Annotated in this window: 18 protein-coding genes and 1 pseudogene; 6 read left to right on the top strand and 13 right to left on the bottom strand. The window is 62.9% G+C overall.

All coding sequences use genetic code 11. The features are described from left to right. Nucleotides 1-453: 453 nt before the first annotated feature. From ACVWW3_RS25280 to tenA, 3 genes are all read left to right on the top strand, one after another. Nucleotides 454-669 (top strand): antitoxin Xre/MbcA/ParS toxin-binding domain-containing protein, encoded by a 216-nt coding sequence (locus ACVWW3_RS25280; protein ID WP_456648302.1) that lies wholly within the window; start codon nucleotides 454-456, stop codon nucleotides 667-669. Between the two features lie 55 nt (nucleotides 670-724). After that, nucleotides 725-1,174, top strand: a complete 450-nt coding sequence (locus ACVWW3_RS25275; protein ID WP_456648303.1) for a GNAT family N-acetyltransferase — start codon at nucleotides 725-727, stop codon at nucleotides 1,172-1,174. 212 nt (nucleotides 1,175-1,386) lie between these two features. Beyond that, nucleotides 1,387-2,061: a thiaminase II gene (gene tenA / locus ACVWW3_RS25270; RefSeq protein WP_354105402.1), complete on the top strand. Its 675-nt coding sequence runs from the start codon at nucleotides 1,387-1,389 to the stop codon at nucleotides 2,059-2,061. A gap of 500 nt (nucleotides 2,062-2,561) precedes the next feature. On the opposite strand, the gene ACVWW3_RS25265 is transcribed toward tenA, so the two are convergent. The 5 genes from ACVWW3_RS25265 to ACVWW3_RS25245 all read right to left on the bottom strand — a co-directional run bounded on the left by ACVWW3_RS25265 (nucleotide 2,562) and on the right by ACVWW3_RS25245 (nucleotide 6,871). After that, nucleotides 2,562-3,161 carry a mobile mystery protein B gene (locus ACVWW3_RS25265; protein WP_456648304.1) on the bottom strand — a complete coding sequence of 200 codons (600 nt, stop codon included), beginning with the start codon at nucleotides 3,159-3,161 and terminating at the stop codon, nucleotides 2,562-2,564. After that, the gene (locus tag ACVWW3_RS25260) at nucleotides 3,158-3,625 is read right to left on the bottom strand and encodes a mobile mystery protein A (protein ID WP_456648305.1); all 468 of its coding nucleotides are present in this window, start codon (nucleotides 3,623-3,625) and stop codon (nucleotides 3,158-3,160) included. The genes ACVWW3_RS25265 and ACVWW3_RS25260 overlap by 4 nt, the downstream gene beginning before the upstream one ends. 202 nt (nucleotides 3,626-3,827) lie before the next feature. After that, a complete protein-coding gene (locus tag ACVWW3_RS25255; RefSeq protein ID WP_456648306.1) occupies nucleotides 3,828-4,772 on the bottom strand; it encodes an AEC family transporter in 945 nt (314 codons plus the stop codon). Nucleotides 4,773-4,778: 6 nt separating this feature from the next. Beyond that, nucleotides 4,779-5,702, bottom strand: coding sequence for an HpcH/HpaI aldolase/citrate lyase family protein (locus ACVWW3_RS25250; RefSeq protein ID WP_456672172.1), 924 nt, complete (start codon nucleotides 5,700-5,702; stop codon nucleotides 4,779-4,781). Between the two features lie 2 nt (nucleotides 5,703-5,704). Next, a complete protein-coding gene (locus ACVWW3_RS25245; RefSeq protein WP_456648308.1) occupies nucleotides 5,705-6,871 on the bottom strand; it encodes a CaiB/BaiF CoA transferase family protein in 1,167 nt (388 codons plus the stop codon). Nucleotides 6,872-7,175: 304 nt separating this feature from the next. On the opposite strand from ACVWW3_RS25245, the gene ACVWW3_RS25240 reads away from it, so the two are divergent. Then, the gene (locus ACVWW3_RS25240; RefSeq protein WP_456648309.1) at nucleotides 7,176-7,550 is read left to right on the top strand and encodes a hypothetical protein; all 375 of its coding nucleotides are present in this window, start codon (nucleotides 7,176-7,178) and stop codon (nucleotides 7,548-7,550) included. Between the two features lie 460 nt (nucleotides 7,551-8,010). Continuing rightward, nucleotides 8,011-8,688 (top strand): AAA family ATPase, encoded by a 678-nt coding sequence (locus tag ACVWW3_RS25235; protein WP_456648310.1) that lies wholly within the window; start codon nucleotides 8,011-8,013, stop codon nucleotides 8,686-8,688. 76 nt (nucleotides 8,689-8,764) lie between these two features. Here the strand turns inward: ACVWW3_RS25235 and ACVWW3_RS25230 are convergent, their stop codons facing one another. From ACVWW3_RS25230 to trxB, 5 genes and pseudogenes are all read right to left on the bottom strand, one after another. Then, nucleotides 8,765-8,944: a hypothetical protein gene (locus tag ACVWW3_RS25230; RefSeq protein WP_456648311.1), complete on the bottom strand. Its 180-nt coding sequence runs from the start codon at nucleotides 8,942-8,944 to the stop codon at nucleotides 8,765-8,767. 95 nt (nucleotides 8,945-9,039) lie between these two features. Beyond that, the gene (locus ACVWW3_RS25225; RefSeq protein WP_247339292.1) at nucleotides 9,040-9,186 is read right to left on the bottom strand and encodes a hypothetical protein; all 147 of its coding nucleotides are present in this window, start codon (nucleotides 9,184-9,186) and stop codon (nucleotides 9,040-9,042) included. Between the two features lie 175 nt (nucleotides 9,187-9,361). Further along, nucleotides 9,362-10,270, bottom strand: coding sequence for a 4-hydroxy-tetrahydrodipicolinate synthase family protein (locus ACVWW3_RS25220; RefSeq protein ID WP_456648312.1), 909 nt, complete (start codon nucleotides 10,268-10,270; stop codon nucleotides 9,362-9,364). A gap of 462 nt (nucleotides 10,271-10,732) precedes the next feature. Continuing rightward, entirely contained in the window at nucleotides 10,733-11,656 is a 924-nt protein-coding gene (locus ACVWW3_RS25215; protein ID WP_247320655.1) for a LysR family transcriptional regulator, read from the bottom strand. Between the two features lie 5 nt (nucleotides 11,657-11,661). Beyond that, nucleotides 11,662-12,629 (bottom strand): annotated as a pseudogene (trxB, locus tag ACVWW3_RS25210) (thioredoxin-disulfide reductase). A gap of 265 nt (nucleotides 12,630-12,894) precedes the next feature. Between trxB and ACVWW3_RS25205 the strand changes: the two are divergent. Next, nucleotides 12,895-13,374, top strand: a complete 480-nt coding sequence (locus ACVWW3_RS25205; RefSeq protein WP_247339296.1) for an Lrp/AsnC family transcriptional regulator — start codon at nucleotides 12,895-12,897, stop codon at nucleotides 13,372-13,374. A gap of 167 nt (nucleotides 13,375-13,541) precedes the next feature. Here the strand turns inward: ACVWW3_RS25205 and greA are convergent, their stop codons facing one another. The 3 genes from greA to ACVWW3_RS25190 all read right to left on the bottom strand — a co-directional run bounded on the left by greA (nucleotide 13,542) and on the right by ACVWW3_RS25190 (nucleotide 18,993). Further along, a complete protein-coding gene (gene greA / locus ACVWW3_RS25200) occupies nucleotides 13,542-14,015 on the bottom strand; it encodes a transcription elongation factor GreA (RefSeq protein ID WP_247339301.1) in 474 nt (157 codons plus the stop codon). 200 nt (nucleotides 14,016-14,215) lie between these two features. Further along, the gene (gene carB / locus ACVWW3_RS25195) at nucleotides 14,216-17,680 is read right to left on the bottom strand and encodes a carbamoyl-phosphate synthase large subunit (RefSeq protein ID WP_247339302.1); all 3,465 of its coding nucleotides are present in this window, start codon (nucleotides 17,678-17,680) and stop codon (nucleotides 14,216-14,218) included. Between the two features lie 143 nt (nucleotides 17,681-17,823). Beyond that, a complete protein-coding gene (locus tag ACVWW3_RS25190; protein WP_456648314.1) occupies nucleotides 17,824-18,993 on the bottom strand; it encodes an MFS transporter in 1,170 nt (389 codons plus the stop codon). Between the last annotated feature and the right edge of the window lie 19 nt (nucleotides 18,994-19,012).

Here is a 19,012-nt window from a genome sequence, read left to right as displayed (position 1 = left end):
CGTGGCTGGACCATGAAGTTCCTGGTGTCAGGATCGCCCCGTCCAAGCGATTGCATCGTTTCCACAGCGACGTCATCCCAATATCGACTGAGGATATCCGTCTCTTCCTCGCCGCAGGAAGCGATGACCCTTGCTTGCCACGCTCGGTGGAGCGAGTAACCGCGTGCCTCGAAAGCAAGCTGTGTCGGACGACGACCGGGCCAGGTTTCCATTCTACGCAGAAGCCGATGCAATTCCATGAGCCGATGTTCTTTCCAATACTCATCTAAACGAGAGGCTCGTAGCCGTTCCTGCCGCGCCTCCCGCTGCATCACTCCAGGCAGAATTCGGCACGGTGACGGTGCTGGTCGCTCCACCGGACGGCTTGTCCCACATCCTCAATCTAACATAGGGTGCCTGAAGGATTTTCAGATATGCTTTTCAGCCACCTCGTTGGCTGTCGGAGGGCGAGCATTGACGGTCGAAGAGGGCAGCAAAGCCGTGCGGCTGGCGCGGGTCGATCGCCTGGCCGTCAACATGTTCGGCAAAACCGCGAAGGCGCATCGCTGGCTGCGCAAGCCCAAGAAGCTGCTTCGCGGGAAAACGCCGATGGCTTGCCTCACGACGGAGGCGGGCGCGCGCCTCGTCGAGGAGATGTTGCACCGGATCGATCACGGCATCCACGCGTGAGGATCTCGCCGCGTCTGATAGTATATCTGCAAAGCCACGATCCCGGTGTCGTTGCATGACCGAAGTCATTGTCCGCGCTGCGGCAGAACGCGATCGATCCGGGGTGTTAAACCTCTACCGTCACCTTCATCCGCACGATCCTCAGCTGGAGCCAGCTACTGCGGAGCGTGTCTGGTCGACGTTGCTTTCATCAAGTCTCATGACCGTGATCGTGGCGCAAGCAGCGGAGCTTCTTGTATCTTCGTGCACGCTTGCGATCGTGCCCAACCTGTCTCGAGGCGGTAGATCATATGGGGTGATCGAGAATGTCGTCACCCATGCCGACTACCGTCGGCTGGGGCTCGGTCGACGTGTTCTTGCCCATGCGCTCGATGTTGCCTGGCAAGCCGACTGCTACAAGGTCCTGTTGGCGACAGGTTCGAAGCGGGAGACCACACTGCGCTTCTATGAGGGGGCGGGGTTTGAGCGTGACGGCAAAACCTACTTCGAAGTACGCCGTCCCTAGCCGAGTTATACGTATTTGCAAATTGCGCATACTCTTCGGATTGGCTGGGGTTACGGTGACAGTGCACAAAACTCTCGACGCGGAGAGTGCCCTATCCGTAACGCTGCTCAAAGCCAGTTTTGTGCGCGGTCACCGTAGCTCGTCGGATCGCAATGCGCTATCGGTAGCGAACCAAAGGCGTTCATGGACAAGAAAGCCGGGCGAAAAAGATCGTGAGTTTCTTCGAGCGTCTCAAGACAGAAGCATCCGTTGAGTGGCGGGCCTACACCGAGCATCCCTTCACGAACGGATTGGCAGACGGCTCGCTCCCCGAAGCCGCGTTTCGTCACTATCTCGTTCAGGACTACCTGTTTCTCATCGAGTTTGCTCGCGCCTACGCGCTCGCGGTCTACAAGTCGCCCAGACTTGCCGACATGCGTGAAGCAGCGGCCGGACTTTCGGCCATCCTCGATGTCGAGATGAACCTGCATGTGAAGCTCTGTGCCGATTGGGGTCTGTCCCCGACCGACCTTGAACAGGCTCCTCCGGCGGCCGAGATGCTGGCCTATACACGCTACGTGCTCGACGCGGGAATGCGCGGCGACCTGCTGGCTCTCAAGGTGGCGCTTGCCCCCTGCGTGATCGGGTACGCGGAGATCGCAACGCGGCTCGCCTCGCTCCCCCTCGCGGACGCTGCGACGAACGCCTACCGCGTTTGGATCGCCGAGTACGCCGGCGTGCCGTACCAGGAGGTCGCTGCCAAAGCGCGGGCGCATATGGAGCATCTCGCCGATCTCTACGCCACGCCGGCCCGCGAGGCAGAGCTGATTGCGATCTTCAAGGAAGCCACCCGCCTCGAGGCAGACTTCTGGGAGATGGCCTGGCGCGCGGGCCAGCGTGTTCAATAGCCCTTTCGGCAGTCGTCAGGCTCATCACCTGAAAGTTATACAATGACGATTACAGTGCTACTCGATCTGTCGGGCCGAGCTTCCGTCACGATTCCTGAAAGCCTAGCCGAAACCACGTCTGTCGGCCGTCCCCGCTAGACCACATTCATTATTTCGCGTAGTCTTCTCGCACAGCAACATGTCAGCGGAGGTCCTCCGTGGAACATCGCGGCGTAAGCTTCTCCATCGTTGAAATGAGCTATTTATCCGGTTGGCAGTGGACGGTCGGAAAGGGCCGGACCGTATCGGTCGGTGTCTGTGCGACGAGGGGGGACGCGATCCGCCAGGCTCAGACTTTCATTGACGCGATTGTGGACTGGGCTGCCTAAGCGGATCACTCACCGCCCGACTGGTAACGTCACCGTCGCCAGCAGCGCCACCGCCCCGGACAGCGGGTTCACCAGCCGCTGGCATTGAACTGCACAAAGCACGATGACGATTCATCCCAATCACATCGCGCTTTAGAGATCATCTCGCGGACCGACGAACTTCATCAAAGGACCAATGTCATCCTGGTCCGCAGCCTTGAGAGCCGCGATGTAAGCGGTACGCCGCTCATTCATCTTTTGAAGATCATGTCCGCCTGTCCAATCGATTGGTTTTGCCTTGTAGACGCGGTTCAGAACAGCATCCGCCATGATACGGGCGTGCCTGCCGTTACCATTCGGAAACGGGTGAACCTTGACGAGGCGATGGTGCAATCGAATGGCAGCTTCGGAAGGCGAGTAGGTTTTGTTGTCAGCCCAAAACTGGGCGTCATCCATGAGGGTTCGAAGCGCTACAGGGATACGGATGGGATCGATGCCGATGTTTTTCCCCGTCTTTCGGAACGTTCCCACCCAGTCCCAGACGTCGCCGAACAAGCGCTTGTGCAAAATGATGGCGAAGTCGTCGGTCAGAACGTGAGCTCTCTGGCGACCAAGCCAACGCAAGCCGGACTCGATGTTGGCCTGTTCCAATTGATCGAGTTCGCCTTGCGTTGTGATGTGTTTATGCTTCAGCCCGCCAAGCTCGTTTGGGTCGAGCGGCGTCGCTCCCTCGGGATACCAGAGATCGATCATTGATCGCTCCAGAAATTCGAAGGCATTTCCAGCGCGATCTCACGGGTGAGACGTTCGACTTCCCGAGCAATTTTGTCGTCCGGCAGTTTCTGGTTTTCGAGGGCCATGTGCTTGCTGGCCGTGCCGACGATTGCCATGGCCTTTTTTCTAGCCTGAGCCGTAATGAGATCCTCGACATGTCCTGAGGCCGGAATGATCGCGTAGACGAAGCGGCACCCCATCGCCTCTGCTGTGGCTTGCATTGATTTCAGGGTGATGCCGCCCGTGAGTTCGGCACGTTCTGCCGTGGTGACGCGTGCGCGGGTGACGCCCATTTTCTTTGCGACGTCGGCTCCCGACATACCCAGCGCACTGCGGACCGTGCGGAGCCAGCCTTCCGGCGGTGCTTTCAGACTGGCAGCGTTTGCGGCGGCGCTGTCGACGATGTTGCGGTACTGCTGCTGAACGATGGTTTTGACGCTCATGTGGCAAGTCATCCGTATACATAGAGGTTCATTTGGAATACTTATATGTAGCCAAGCGGGGACGTTACGTATAGTTACATATATCCAAAATGTAAATTTATGAATACATATAAGTATTCGATTGAGTGGTGATTTCCGACCCCAGGAGAAGGCCGATTTTCCGGGTATCCCGGCTGAAGTCGCCAGGAGGGCATCGTGAGCCTTACCTCACCCCCGCCATCACCCACACCACCACCGGCAACGTCACCGCCGCCAGCAGCGTGCCCAGCGCCACCGCGCCCGACACCGGGTTCACCAGCCGCTGATACTGGACTGCGAAGATGTACGCGTTGGCGCCGGTCGGCATCGCCGCGAACAGCACGACCACGCCGGCCGCGAGCGGCGGCAGGTCGAGCAGCTTTGCGAGCACGAACGCGGCCGCCGGCATCGCCAGCAGTTTTAACGCGGACATCACGAGGATGCCGAGCTTCTCGCCCTTGACCTCGAACCGGAACAGATTGATGCCGAGCGCGATCAGCGCTGCCGGCGATCCCGCCTGCGCCAGCAGCTCGACGGTCCTGTCGACGACGGGATGAAGGCCGAGACCGGTCAAGCGCCAGAGCAGGCCGAGGCCGATCGCGAGCATGATCGGGTTGCGGGAGAGATCCAGCAGCACCGGCACGATCAGCGACACCGCCGAGGCGGTCTGCTTGCGGTCGACCAATTCCATCTGCAGCGTGCCCCAGAGCCAGAGCAGCGGCGTGTTCACCGACAGGATCAGCGCCATCGGCCCCGCGGCCTCATTGCCCAGCGCCGACAGCGTCAGGGGAATGCCGAGCATCACGATGTTGCCGTAGACCGAGCCGATCGCGAACACGACCCCGTCCTCGCGATCCTCGCGCCGCTTCCGCAGCAGCGCCGAGAGCGCCAGCGCCGCGATCCAGGTGAGCGCGAGCGCGCCGTAATAGGCGCCCCACATCCGCCAGGGGCTGACGCCGGAAAATTCCGACACCACGATGGTGCGGAACAGCAGCGCAGGTATGGCGATGCTGAAGGCGAATTCGGAGATGCCCTTGTGCGCGGTCTCGGAGACGAAGCGAAACAGCACCGCGGCATAGCCCGCCGCGATCAGCGCAAACACCGGCGCGACGATCAACATCGTGGCCATGCGACCCTACGACCCCAGCCCGATAATCCGTCGCGCCATGCGCACATTGGCATAGTCGATCATCTTGCCGTCGAGTGTCACCGCGCCCTGGCCCTGCGCCTCGGCCTGCTCCATGGCCTCGACAACCCGCCGCGCGTGCGCCAGTTCGGTGTCGGACGGGACGAACGCCCGCAGCGTCGGTTCGATCTGGTCGGGATGGATCACCTGCTTGCCGTCAAAACCCATCGCCGCGGCCTTGAGCGCGCTGCTTTCAGTCAATCTGGCATCCCGGAACGCGCCGCACGGACCGTCGATGGCGCGCAGGCCGAACGCGCGCGCGGCCACCAGCAGGCGCATCATCGGATAGGCGAACAGGTCGAGCGGGGCGGAAGCATAGCCGCTCTGGGCGGAGCCCACGTGCCGGTAGCCTTCCGGCGACGCGCCGATTTCCGAGGAGCGGGCGCCGATCGAGGCGGCGAAATCCCCGACACCGAGATGAAGGGCGGCGACGCTTTGGTGCGAGGCGGCGAGCGCGTCGACATTGACGAGACCCAGCGCGGTCTCGATCAGCAGTTCGAGCGTCACAGGCGAAGGTCGACCGGGCGCGGCCGCGCGCAGCTGATCGGCAATGGCGGCGATGTCGCTCGCGCGCTCCGCCTTCGGCACGATCACCGAATCCAGCCTGGGGAGCGCAGCGAGCTTGCGGATTTCCTGCGCGATGAAGGGGCTGTCGACGGCGTTGACCCTGACAGCGACGATCTTGTTGCCCCAATCCAGGGAGGACAGCGACCGCGCAGCTTCCTCCAGCGCCGCACTCTTCTCGGACGGCGGCACGGCGTCCTCGAGGTCCATGAACACCGCATCCGCGGCCGAGGCAGCTGCCTTGGCGACGAGACGGGAGCGATGCGCGGGAACGGCCAGATAGACCCGCGTCGGCCGCTGAGGGGCCATCGTCATGTCTCCTTTGCGAGACCGAGTTCGCTGAGGATGGATTGGTTGTGCTGCCCGACGCCAGGCACCGGATCCATCCGGGGCGACAGACCTGGAATGGTGAGAGCCGGCAGGAAGCTCATCACCGGTCCGCACGGTGAGCCAACCGTTTGCACCCGGGAGCGGGAGCGGAGCTGTTCGTGCTCCAGGAAAGCCTCGACCGAATTCAGATGCGCGTTGGCGATCGAGGCCTCGTCGAGCAGCCGCAGCACCTCGTCACTGGTGATCGCTGCAAAACGCTGCTCGATATGTGTTTGCAGATCGTCCCTGTTCTGCATGCGCAGCGGATTGGTGCGGAAGCAGGGATGGTCGGCAAATGCCGCATCGCCAAGGACAATGGCGCACAGCGATCGCCATTCCCGGTCGTTCTGGATGCCGAAGAAGATCGTGTTGCCGTCTCCGACGCGGAAAGGGCCGTATGGCGCTATCGTTGCATGCTTTGCCCCGGTTCGCGGCAGCGGCCGGCCCGCACTCTGGGTGTAGAAGGCGGGATAGCTCATCCAGTCCGTGATGGAATCGAACAGCGAGGCCTGGAAGGCGGTGCCCTTGCCGGTCCGCTCGCGGCGATACAGCGCCATCAGCACGCCGTTGAGGATGTACATGCCGGTGGCGATGTCGACCACCGAAAGTCCGACCTTCGCAGGCTCCGCCTCGGTGCCGTTGATGGCGAGGACGCCGGCCTCGCACTGGACCAGGAGATCGTAAGCCTTCTTGTTGCTGTAGGGTCCTCCCGCACCATAGCCCGAAACGTCGCAGGCGATGATCCGGGGAAATTTCCGCACGAGCGATGCGGCATCGAGGCCCAGCCGCTCCGCCGCGCCGGGCGCCAGGTTCTGAATGAAGACGTCGGCCTGCGGCAGCAAGGCGTCGAGCACCTTCTGGCCGTCCGGACTTTTGAGGTCGATGGCGAGGCTCTCCTTCGACCTGTTGGTCCAGACGAACTGGCTCGACATCCCGTTCATCACGTGATCGTAGTCGCGGCAGAAATCGCCGTCGCCCGGCCGCTCGATCTTGATGACCCGCGCGCCCCAGTCCGCAAGATGCCGGCTGGCCAGAGGAGCCGCAATCGCCTGCTCGAGCGAGACCACCGTCACGCCCGACAGCGGCAGGTCCGCCTCATTTCGCTCCATGCAATCCGCTCCCGCTTTCGACCAGCGCAGGAGCAAGCCGACCACCCCACGCACATGCTGTGATGATGACATGATGCCCCTGTTTTGCCCGACAAGTCAAACTGCATTTCGTTAAATCCTAAGATTTGAAAGGCCAGCAATCGCCGTGACTTGGCTACTGTGCATGGGGTTGTTTTCTCGTTTTTGTTCGCGAGGCCACCCTGTTGCCGAGACCGCACACGTCCCGGCTTTCGCATCTCCGCTCGGTTGCCAACGAACGCCCATTCACCCACTATTCCGTCCGACTCGACATTTTGGGGGATCAATGCCGGCGTTCCGCTTTAATACATCCATGATGAAATACATGGCTGCTGCGATCTCGGGTATCGCCCTGGCCGTCCTGATCCACCCGGGTGCAGGCTTTGCCTACTCCCAGGAGGAGCAGCAGGCCTGCACGCCGGATGCGATGCGGCTGTGCGGCGACTTCGTTCCGAACGTCGACGCCATCACCGCCTGCATGATCCAGAAGAAGTCGCAGCTCTCGCCGCAATGCCGGGCGTTCTTCCGGCCGGGACCGGAGCCCGGCATGGCGGCCGCGCCCCGCGCCGGCAAGCCGACCAGCATCGCGCCCAAAGCCGCGAAGAAGACCACCAAACCGGCGCCGAAGGTGGCCAAGAAGAAGAAACCCAGCGAAAGCTGAGGGCGCCGCACCGCGTTCCCTTTTTGAAACGCGATCATGCCCGGGCGAAGCGCGCACTGCGTTTGAAGTCCCGGGCATTTGCGTTTCCGGCCCCTCGTTCGACGGCCTTGAGTCAAAATGGCCAGGTCATCAGCCCCACACCAGCCACCGGACTCCTTTTGTTCGCCTCCGCTTGCGGACGCTTGCGACCACGGCGGGATGTAAACGAGTCGCGAAGGCGGTTTGCGCGGCGAGGTTGCATTCCGCATTTTCCCGCCCGCCTGCTCAAAAAACGCACGATTGCTGGGGTGAAGGGCGGTCCGCTGCAGTTGGTCGCTGTCCGTCGCACGCAGCAGTGTGACTCAAAAGCCAACGTGCTTTGTTATTTCATGGCTCCAGCATGACTTACGATAAATTTTTCTTTCCCGAATCACCGCGGTGATTCATTTTCGCTGCCTGGGGTCAATCTGGAGGCAGAGGTATGAACGTTATTGTTTTTGCATCGCGTAAAGGTGGCTCGGGCAAGAGTACCCTGGCCGCGCATCTCGCCGCGCAGATCAAGGCGACCAAGCCGATCCTGCTCGTCGATGCGGATCCGCAAGGCTCGCTCACGCTGTGGCACAAGCTGCGTGGCACCAACGAGCCGCCGATCAAGTCCGCGGTGAACTCGGTCAGCGGCATCGTCTCCACTGCCAAGCGCGACGGTTATGAATGGGTGTTGATCGACACGCCGCCGAACCTGTCGGCCGTCGTCGACGATGCCATCCGCAATGCCACCATGGTCGTGATTCCCGCCCGTCCCGGCGTGTTCGACGTCAACGCGGTGCAGGAAACGATCCAGATGTGCCGTGCGGCCCGCAAGCCCTACGCGGTTGTGCTCAACGGTGCGCCGGCGCGCCGCGACGAGTCCGAAAGCCCGATCGTCACCATCGCCCGCGAGGCGCTGGCGAAGTTCCGGGCTCCGGTGTGGGGCGGCCAGATCACCAACCGTTCGGATTTGCTGATGGCGCTGAGCCACGGCGAAGGCGCGCGGGAATATCAGGCCGAGAGCCGTGCGGCTCAGGAAATCGCAAGGCTGTGGGCGGCGATCGAACGTTCGGTGAAGGCTATTCGCGGCACGGCGTCGGCTTCCGGCGCAATGCACAAGCAGGCGGCGTAATTTCCATAAATCATTCCCCGGACGAAAAACGCGCGGATCTCCGCGCGTTTTGCGTTTCTGGAGATCACTATGAAAGCTAGGCCACCATCAGCATGTAGAACACGATCACCGGCGACAGGGTGAGGATCACCGACCAGATGCCGGCGGCCCAGAGAATGTCCTCGGTGGTAAAGCCCTGCTGTCCGGCGTCGTAATACGACGCCAATTCGTTATGACTATTCACAAACGCCCCCGCGATTTCTTCGCTTATGGGCATGAACGATAGGCGCGATGCTTTAAGATTCCGGGTCGCAATCTCGCGTGCATTCGAACACAGATGCTACCACGGATTAACCATCCGAACGCGCCGTGTCAGGCGAGCCAGACCCGAAACACCAGCACCGGCATCAGGCCGAGCATCACCGCCCAGAAGCCGAACGACGACACCACCAGAATTCCGCGCAACAGATCGGCGGACGCGAATATATCTGCCGCCGGCGGTCGGATGCGTTGCCCCATGGTCATTCCCCCATTTGAAAGACTTTGAATGAAGACGATAGGCGCGATTGCGTAAACGAGCCGTGGATGCGCCATGCGGCAGCAGCGAAGGCGTTGGGGCGCGGTTAACCACGGTGCGTCTTCCCTTCTCCCGCAAGGGAGAAGGGCGAGCGTGCGTGGATCGAAAGAGGAAGCTCTACGCCGCGACTTGCATCCGTCGCTCGATCTCGCGGTCGAGCTGGGCGGCGAGTTCGCTGCCGACTTCGACCATCGGCAGACGCACTTCGGGGCTGTCGATGAGGCCCGTGCGCCACAGCCAGTACTTTGCCGGCGCGGGACTGGGTTCAGTGAACAACAGGCGCGTCAGTTCCGCGACCTCCTGCCAGCGCGCCAGCGCCGCAGCGTGGTTGCCGCGCTTCAGCTCGGCATACACAGCCGCAAACGTCGCGGTCTCGAGATGCGCTGACAGCACGATGCCGCCCTCGGCGCCGTCGCTGAGTGCCTCGAAATAGTTCGCGTCCTCGCCGGTCAGCACGCGAAAGTTCTTGGGACGGTCGCGCAGCAGCGCGATGGATTGCTCGCGGCTCGCGCCGCAATCCTTCAGGCCGATGATGTTCGGATGCTCGGCAAGCCGCAGCAGCGTCTGGTTGGTGATGTTGACCGAGGTGCGATAGGGGATGTTGTAGAGCGCGAGCGGCCAGGCGGCGTGATCGGCGAGCGCCTCGAAATGCGCCAGCACGCCGCGTTGCGACGGCCGCACATAATAGGGGCTCGCGATCAGATAGCCGTCGATCGGCCAGTCCGCGGTTTCATCGAGGCGGTCCTTCAGCCGCGCCGTGTCCGCGCCTGATAGTCCGAGGCAGATCGGAAGCTTGCTGGGGCCGGTGGTCATCTCGTCGCGCACGATGGCGACGAGGCGTTCGAGCTCGGCATCGCGCAGCGTCATACCTTCGCCGGAGGTCGCCCCCAGGATGAAGCCGTCAACGGCCTGTCCGCTGTAATGCCGTGTCAGCCGCCGCAGCGACCTCTCGTCGAGAGCGCCGTCGCGAAACGGCGTCACCAGCGGCAGCCAGAGCCCGTGCAAATGTTCCTGTAGTCCGGTCATGTTCCATCTCCTTCTCGGGAAAAACCTGAGACGAGGGCACATGAAAAAACCCCGTCCAGGCGGCGGGGTTTTCGGGGTTTGGCTCGCGATGACGAAGCTTGTTTAGCGCGCGCAAAAATCCGAGGTCCCCGGATGGGGGACTTTTTTCGAGACGGCTGCCTCGAACGAAATTGCGCACGACTTCGTGATCATTTGAAAATGATGCGGGATGCGCGTGGAACTGTCAACACTCGCGGAACGCGAAAGCCGAAGAGGTCAAAAAAAAGCCGGGCTCGAACGAGCCCGGCTTAAGGTATTGGCCACGTGAGGCCGACACAATCACCTTCCAAGAGGGATTACTGAACTCCCGCGCCACTGGAGGAGGGGGACAAATGCGCAACGCGAAGGCTCAGCGTGCAAACAGTATGAGCTTGACGAGCGGCCTGCAGCAACAGCCGAGGCCGCATGTCAGTCATGCGGAAATTAGGACGGCCAGCGCTGCGCCTTGCTCACCACGAAGTCGCGGAACACCTGCACACGCGCGACCGTCTTCAGTTCTTCCGGATAGACAAAATACGTATCGAGCTGGATCGAATCCGATTCGCCGAACAGCTGCACGAGGCGGCTCTGTTCTTCGATCAAATAGTCCGGCAGCGCCGCGATGCCGAGGCCTTGCTGACAGGCGCGGACGAGGCCGAGGATGTTGTTGACCCTGAAATAGGCTTCGCGCGGACCCGAGCCGTTGCGTCCCGCTTCGACCAGCCAGTTGCGGTTCTGAAGATGCGGCGCGAAGGTGCCGTCGGAGAGCGTGATGATGCGGTGGGAATCGAGCTCCTCCAGCGTGCGCGGCGTGCCGAAGCGCTTGATGTAATCAGGCGAGCAATAGGCGTGGAAGCCCATCGCGAAAAGCTTGCGCTGAATGAGATCCGGCTGCGTCGGCTTGCGGGTGCGGATCGCGACGTCGGCCTCGCGCATCGAGAGGTCGAGCTCTTCGTCGGTGACGATCAGCGAGATCCGGATTTCCGGATAGAGCGCGGTGAATTCGCCGAGCCGCGGGATCAGCCAGTTGATGCCGACCCCGGGCGTGGTGGTGATCTTGAGATCACCGCTCGGCCGCTCGCGGCTGTCGGTCAGTTTGGCGCGCGCCGCCTGCAGCTGCATGAACACGTCATGCGCGGTGCGGAACAGGAGGTCGCCCTGTTCGGTGAGGATCAGGCCGCGGGCGTGGCGGTGGAACAGCGAGACCGAGAGTTCCTGCTCCAGCGCCGAGACCTGGCGTGACACCGCCGATTGCGAGAGGCCGAGCTGCTCGCCGGCATGGGTGAAGCTTCCCGCTTCCGCCGCCGCGTGAAACACCTTCAGCTTGTCCCAGTCCATATCCGTGAATCCGTCGCGTGTTCGTGCCATGATCTTTATTCCGCTGCCGCGCGCTCGCTGGCGCGCAGGGCCAAGAAACGTTCGGCTTCGAGAGCCGCCATGCAGCCGAGGCCGGCCGCTGTGACCGCTTGACGATAAGTCTCGTCGGCGACGTCGCCGGCGGCGAACAGGCCGGGCACCGAGGTGGCGGTCGAGTTCGGGGCGACCTCGACATAGCCCGACGGCTTGAGCTTGACTTGGTCTTTCACCAGCTCGGTCGCCGGCGCATGCCCGATAGCGATGAAGACACCGTCGGCCTTGTGCTCGGTGAGCGCGCCGGACTTGACGTTCTTGAGACGGACATGAGTGACCTTGCCCGGATTGCCTTCGCCGCAGATCTCGTCGATGGCGTTGTCCCAGACCACCTTGATCTTGGGATGCTTGAATAGGCGGTCCTGCAGGATGCGCTCGGCGCGCGGAAATGGTCGCGGCGGTGAACCACAGTCACCTGCGAGGCGAAATTGGTCAGGAACAGCGCTTCCTCGACGGCGGTGTTGCCGCCGCCGACCACGACCACTTCCTTGCCGCGGTAGAAGAAGCCGTCGCAGGTGGCGCAGGCCGAGACGCCAAAGCCCTTGAAGTTTTCTTCGGAGGAGATGCCGAGCCAGCGCGCCTGGGCGCCGGTGGCGAGGATCACGGTCTCGGCGAGATAGACGTCGCCGCTATCGCAGGTGAGGCGGAACGGCCGCTGCGTGGTGTCGAGCTTGATCACCAGATCGGTCTTGATCTGGGTGCCCACATGCAGCGCCTGCTTCTCCATCTGCTCCATCAGCCAGGGGCCCTGGATCACGTCGGCGAAGCCCGGATAGTTCTCGACATCGGTCGTGATGGTGAGCTGGCCGCCCGGCTGGATGCCCTGGATCAGGATCGGCTCGAGCATTGCGCGCGCGGCGTAGATCGCCGCCGTGTAGCCGGCGGGGCCGGAGCCGATGATGACGACCTTTGCATGGACAGCGGCGGACATTTCGACAGATGCCTTTCACGGGGGATTGCAGCGCGGGCGCGGAACGTGCCGGGAGGCCTCGCGGAGGCGCTGAAATATCAGAGCTAATCTAAGCCTTCTGGTGAGCTATGCAAGAATTGCATTCCCTGTCGGCGGATTTTTCCAACAAGGAACAAAAGTCGATTGCGCTGCACGCGCAATAAAATTGCGCTGGTCGGGCCGTCTGCGCTATGAGGATTGCGATAAACGCACCAATAGCGCCGCAAAAGCCAGGAGTTCCTATCACGTGTCGCGGAACCTAGACGAGATCGACCTGAAAATTCTCACCGAGATTCAGGCCGACGGTCGAATCACGAATGTCGAGCTGGCCAGGCGCGTCGGCATCTCGCCACCGCCCTGCCTGCGCCGCGTCCGGGCCCTGGAGGAGGAGGGGTATATCCACGGCTATCGCGGGCTCCTGGACGCGCGAAAGCTCGGCTTCGACGTCACGGTGTTTGCCGCAGTGCACCTCTCTAGCCAGGCCGAGGCTGATTTGCGCGCCTTCGAGGAGTTCGTCCGTGCCGAGCCGCTGGTGCGCGAGTGCTGGATGCTGTCGGGCGAAGTCGATTTCATCCTGAAATGCGTCGCACCCGACATGGCCACCTTCCAGGATTTCGTCACCCATTTGACCGCCGCCCCGCACGTCCGCAACGTGCGGACCTCGCTCGTGCTGCATAACTCGAAGTACGAGGCGGCCGTGCCGCTCGACGTGAGGGGAAGAAGGTAGCTCGCACGATCTCGTGCCCCGGACGCAGCGCAGCAGCGCAAGAACGCTGCAGCGCGTCCGGGACACGAGAGTGAGGGCGCGAGCCCATCACATTTCCAGCAACATGCAGAAACAAAAAAGGCCGCGCAGTGCGCGGCCCTTTTCAAATCACGCGCAACGGCAAATCGCTACCGCCACTCCACCTTGGTGATCTCATACGCCTTGGAGCCGCCGGGTGCGTTGACCTCGACGGTGGCGCCCTTCTTCTTGCCGATCAGCGCGCGTGCGAGCGGCGAGGTGATCGAGATGCGGCCCTTCTTGGCGTCGGCCTCGACTTCGCCGACGAGCTGCCACACGTTCTTTTTCTCGGTGTCCTCATCGACCAGCGTCACGGTGGCGCCGAACTTGATTGTGTCGCCGGACAGCTTGGAAATGTCGATGATGTCGGCGCGCGCGAGCTTGTCCTCGAGCTCGGCGATGCGGCCTTCATTGTGGGACTGCTCTTCCTTCGCGGCGTGATATTCCGCGTTCTCCGAAAGGTCGCCGTGCGAGCGCGCCTCCGCGATATGCTCGATGATGCGCGGACGGTCCTCCGACTGGCGCTTCTTCAATTCTTCCCCGAGCGCGGCAAAGCCGCTCGCTGTCATCGGTACCTTTTCCATCTCTTCTCTCGTCCTTCGGTCGCGCGCGCCCCGAAATGTCAGCGCGCACGCAACTTGATTCGTCAGTCTATCCGGGCTCGACGCCGGACGTTCATATGGGCTTGGCGCCGGAACTGAACAACCAAATGGCCGGACAGTTCCTCCGGTCATTGTGGCTTCATCGCCAGTCACTTAGCGGAAAGTGGGCCTTCCGCTCGCGATCAGGTTTCCGAAAAGTAGCTCTGCAGGGTCCGAACCTCAAGGTCCCCGCCCAGATAGGCGTGGATGCCCTGCGCGGCCGCCACGGCCCCGGAAAGAGTGGTGTAATACGGCACTTTATGCAAGAGGGCCGCGCGCCGCAGAGAACGGCTGTCGGCGAGCGCCTGCGGGCCTTCGGTGGTGTTGAAGACGAGCTGGACGTCGCCATTGGTGATGGCGTCGACGATGTGCGGCCGGCCCTCCAGCACCTTGTTCACCCTCTCGGTCGGGATGCCCTGGTCGGTCAGGAAGCGCGCCGTGCCCGATGTCGCCAGCACCTTGAAGCCAAGCGAATGCAGCTCGCGAACGGCCTCGGCGATGCGCGTCTTGTCGCTCTCGCGAACCGAGACGAACACCGTGCCCTTGCGTGGCACCCGCGTGCCGCCGCCGAGCTGACTCTTGGCGAACGCCACCGCGAAGGAGCGGTCGATACCCATGACCTCGCCGGTCGAGCGCATCTCCGGACCCAACACGGTGTCGACGCCGGGGAAGCGGGCGAACGGAAATACCGATTCCTTGACGCCGACATGCTTGAAGTCCGCCTTCTTCAACTTGAAGTCAGCGAGCTTTTCACCGGCCATGACCCGCGCCGCGATCTTCGCAACCGGCGTGCCGACCACCTTGGCGACGAAAGGCACCGTGCGCGAGGCGCGCGGGTTGACTTCGAGCACGTAGATATCGCCGTCCTTGATGGCGTATTGCACGTTCATCAGGCCGACGACGTCGAGGCCCAGCGCGAGCTCGCGGGTCTGCCGCTCCAGTTCCTCGATCATCTTGGCATCGAGCGAATGCGGCGGCAGCGAGCAGGCGCTGTCGCCGGAATGGATGCCGGCTTCCTCGATGTGCTCCATGATGCCGACGATGAAGGTGTCCTTGCCGTCGCAGAGGCAATCGACATCGATCTCGGTTGCGTCGGAGAGATAGCGGTCAAACAGCAGCGGGTTCTTGCCGAGCACAGTGTTGATCTGCCCGGTCTTGTCGTTCGGGTAGCGCGCCTTGACGTCAGACGGCACCAGCTCCGGCAGCGTGCCGAGCAGGTAATCGTTGAGCTGGTTCTCCTCGCGGATGATCTGCATCGCGCGGCCGCCGAGCACGTAGGACGGGCGCACCACCAGCGGCAGTCCGAGATCGGTGCAGACGAGCCTCGCCTGCTCGACCGAATAGGCGATGCCGTTCTTCGGCTGCTTCAGCCGCAGCTTGTCGAGCACCCGCTTGAAGCGGTCGCGGTCCTCAGCCAGGTCGATAGCGTCGGGCGAGGTGCCGAGGATCGGCACTTCGGCGGCTTCCAGCGCGCGCGCCAGCTTGAGCGGGGTCTGGCCGCCGAACTGCACGATCACGCCATGCAGCGTGCCGTTGGTGCGCTCCTTCGCGATGATCTCCAGCACGTCCTCGGCGGTGAGCGGCTCGAAATAGAGCCGGTCGGCGGTGTCGTAGTCGGTCGACACCGTCTCCGGGTTGCAATTGACCATGATGGATTCGTAGCCGGCGTCATGCAGCGCGAAGCAGGCATGGCAGCAGCAATAGTCGAACTCGATGCCCTGGCCGATGCGGTTCGGCCCGCCGCCGAGGATGATGACCTTCTTCTTGTCGGACGGCGCGCTCTCGTCCGCAGGCGCACCCGCGAACGGCGCCTCATAGGTCGAGTACATGTAGGCGGTGGGCGAAGCGAACTCGGCCGCGCAGGTGTCGATGCGCTTGTAGACCGGGCGGACGCCGAGCGCGTGACGCTTCGCCGTCACCTCCGCCTCCGTCGTCTCCGCGATCATCGCAAGCCGGGCATCGGAGAAGCCCATGGCCTTGAGCGTGCGCATGCCGAACGCGTTGCCCGGCAGGCCGCTCTTGCGGACCTTCGCTTCCATGTCGACGATGCCGCGCATCTCGCTGAGGAACCACGGATCGATCTTGCAGGAATTGAAGATCTCCTCGTCCGACCAGCCGAGCCGCATCGCCTGGGCGACCTGGAGCAGCCGGTTCGGTGTCGGCGTGCCGAGCGCGGCGCGGATCGCGTTCTTGTCGTCGTCGCGGCCGAGACCTTCGATCTCGATCTCGTCGAGGCCGGTGAGACCGGTCTCGAGCCCGCGCAATGCCTTCTGAAGGCTTTCCTGGAAGGTGCGGCCGATCGCCATGACTTCGCCGACCGACTTCATCGACGTCGTCAGTGTGGTGGAGGCGCCGGGGAATTTCTCGAAGGCGAAACGCGGCACCTTGGTGACGACATAGTCGATCGTCGGCTCGAACGAGGCCGGCGTGGCGCCGCCGGTGATGTCGTTGGAGATTTCGTCGAGCGTGTAGCCGACCGCAAGCTTGGCGGCGACCTTTGCGATCGGAAAGCCGGTGGCTTTCGAAGCCAGAGCGGAGGAACGCGACACGCGCGGGTTCATCTCGATGACGACCATGCGGCCGTCTTCGGGATTGACGCCGAACTGCACGTTGGAGCCGCCGGTCTCGACGCCGATCTCGCGCAGCACCGCCAGCGAGGCGTCGCGCATGATCTGGTATTCCTTGTCGGTCAGCGTCAGCGCCGGCGCCACCGTGATGGAATCGCCGGTGTGCACGCCCATCGGATCGAGGTTCTCGATCGAGCAGACGATGATGCAATTGTCTTTCTTGTCGCGCACCACCTCCATCTCGTACTCTTTCCAGCCGAGCACGGATTCTTCGATCAGCACTTCGTTGGTGGGAGACGCATCCAGGCCGCGCTCGATGATGTCGAGGAACTCTTCCTTGTTGTAGGCAATGCCGCCGCCGGTGCCGCCCATGGTGAAGGAGGGGCGGATGATCGCGGGCAGGCCGATCTCGGACAGCGCCATCAGCGCCTGGCCGAGCGCATGTTCCTGATAGCGCTTGCGGCGGTCGCTTTCGCCGAGGGTCCACTGCTGCTCGAGCTCTGCGAGCGCCGCGCCCGAGGCCTTTGCGCGTTCGGCTTGGTACTTGTCGCGGAAGGACTTCTTCAGGGCGGAGGCGTTGGCGAGCCGCGACTTCGGCGTCTCAAGCCCGATCTTGGTCATGGCCTCCCGGAACAGCTGGCGGTCCTCGGCCTTGTCGATCGCGTCCGCAGTGGCGCCGATCATCTCGACGTCGAACTTTTCGAGCGTGCCCTGCCGGCGCAGCGACAGCGCGCAGTTCAGCGCGGTCTGTCCGCCCATGGTCGGCAGCAGGGCGAAGCCGCCGGGGATGGCGTGACGTTCCTTCTCGATGATCTTTGCGACGATCTCCGGCGTGATCGGCTCGATATAGGTCGCATCGGCCAATTCCGGATCGGTCATGATGGTGGCCGGGTTGGAATTGACGAGCACGATGCGGTAGCCCTCTTCCTTCAGCGTCTTCACCGCCTGCGTGCCCGAATAGTCGAACTCGCAGGCCTGTCCGATCACGATGGGACCGGCGCCGATGATCAGGATGGTGGTGATGTCTGTACGTTTGGGCATCAACTCTCGCCGAAGTGGAATTTGGGCACAAAAAAAGGGCGCGCTTGCTGCGCGTCCCTTTGGCCGAGAGCGCGGTGGTCTCCCCTGCGCGCGGGTGGGTCTTAGACCAGTTTTCGGGGCGGCGAAACCCCGAAAAACGCCCATCAACCGGCAATTTTGACCGGTTTTGGTCGGGCCTGCCAGCCACGGGCGAGGTGCACCAGAAGGGCAGCCGAAACGCTCAATCCGCCGACCCAGCCGAGATCAGCCGGGCTCCACGCAGCAAGTACGGCGCCTCCGAAGGCTCCGCCGATCGCGAAGCCGAGATACATGGCCGAGGCGTTGAGGGAGAGCGCAATCATCGAGGCATTGGGGTCGATCCGGATGATGCTGGCGACCTGGGCCGGATAGAACGCCCAGCCCGAAAGGCCCTGAAGGAAGATCGGGCCCAGGATCGCGTAATGCGCCTGGCCGGGGAGGAATTTCAGCACCAGCGAATGCAGGAAGAGCGCGCTGGCCATGCCGGTCAGGCCGAGCGCCGCGGTGACGATGGTGCCCAGCCGGTCGGCCAACAGGCCGCCGAGCATATTCCCGATCGCCGCGGCGGCGCCGAACACCAGGAGCGCGAGGCTGATGCGCGAGGCATCGAAGCCCAGCGCGCGCAGCGGGACCGCGAAATAGGTGAACATTGTGAAGCCGCCGAGCGCCCATAAAATCGTGATCACGAGTGCGATCAGGACATTGCTGTGACGCGCCACCGCCAGCCGCTCGCTGAGCGAGGCCGTGTTGCGCGGCAGGCCGCGGGGTAGGCCGAGCAGGAGGCCGGCGAGCGCGACGGCGCCGATCAGGGCGACCATGGCAAAGGTCGCACGCCATCCGAAGAGGCTGCCGACGAGATTGCCGAGGGGAACGCCGATGACGGTCGCAACCGTGAGTCCCGACGTGACCAGCGCCACCGCGCGGCCGCGCCGCTCCGGCGAGGCGACGGCCACGGATACGGCCAGCGCGGTCGGCATGCACAGCCCGGAGCCCAGCGCCATCAGCATGCGCGAGGCCAGCAGCAGGCCGTAATTGGACGCCACCATCGCCGCGAGGTTTCCGGCGATGAAGGTCGATAGCGCCAGGGCCAGCACGGTGCGGCGGTCGATATTGTTCATCGTCACCGCCAGGATTGGCGAGCCCACGGCATAGGTGAGGGCGTAGGCGGTGACCAATTGGCCGGCGGCGGAGACGGAAATTGACAGGTCGGTTGCGATCGCCGGCAAAAGTCCTGCAATGACAAAGCCTTCCGTGCCGATCGCAAAGGCCGCCAAGGCCAACCAGAATACGCTCATCGGAAAATCCCCATGTTCA

This window comes from Bradyrhizobium sp. LM2.9 (assembly GCF_054056555.1).
This window is presented reverse-complemented; position numbering and strand designations above follow the sequence as displayed.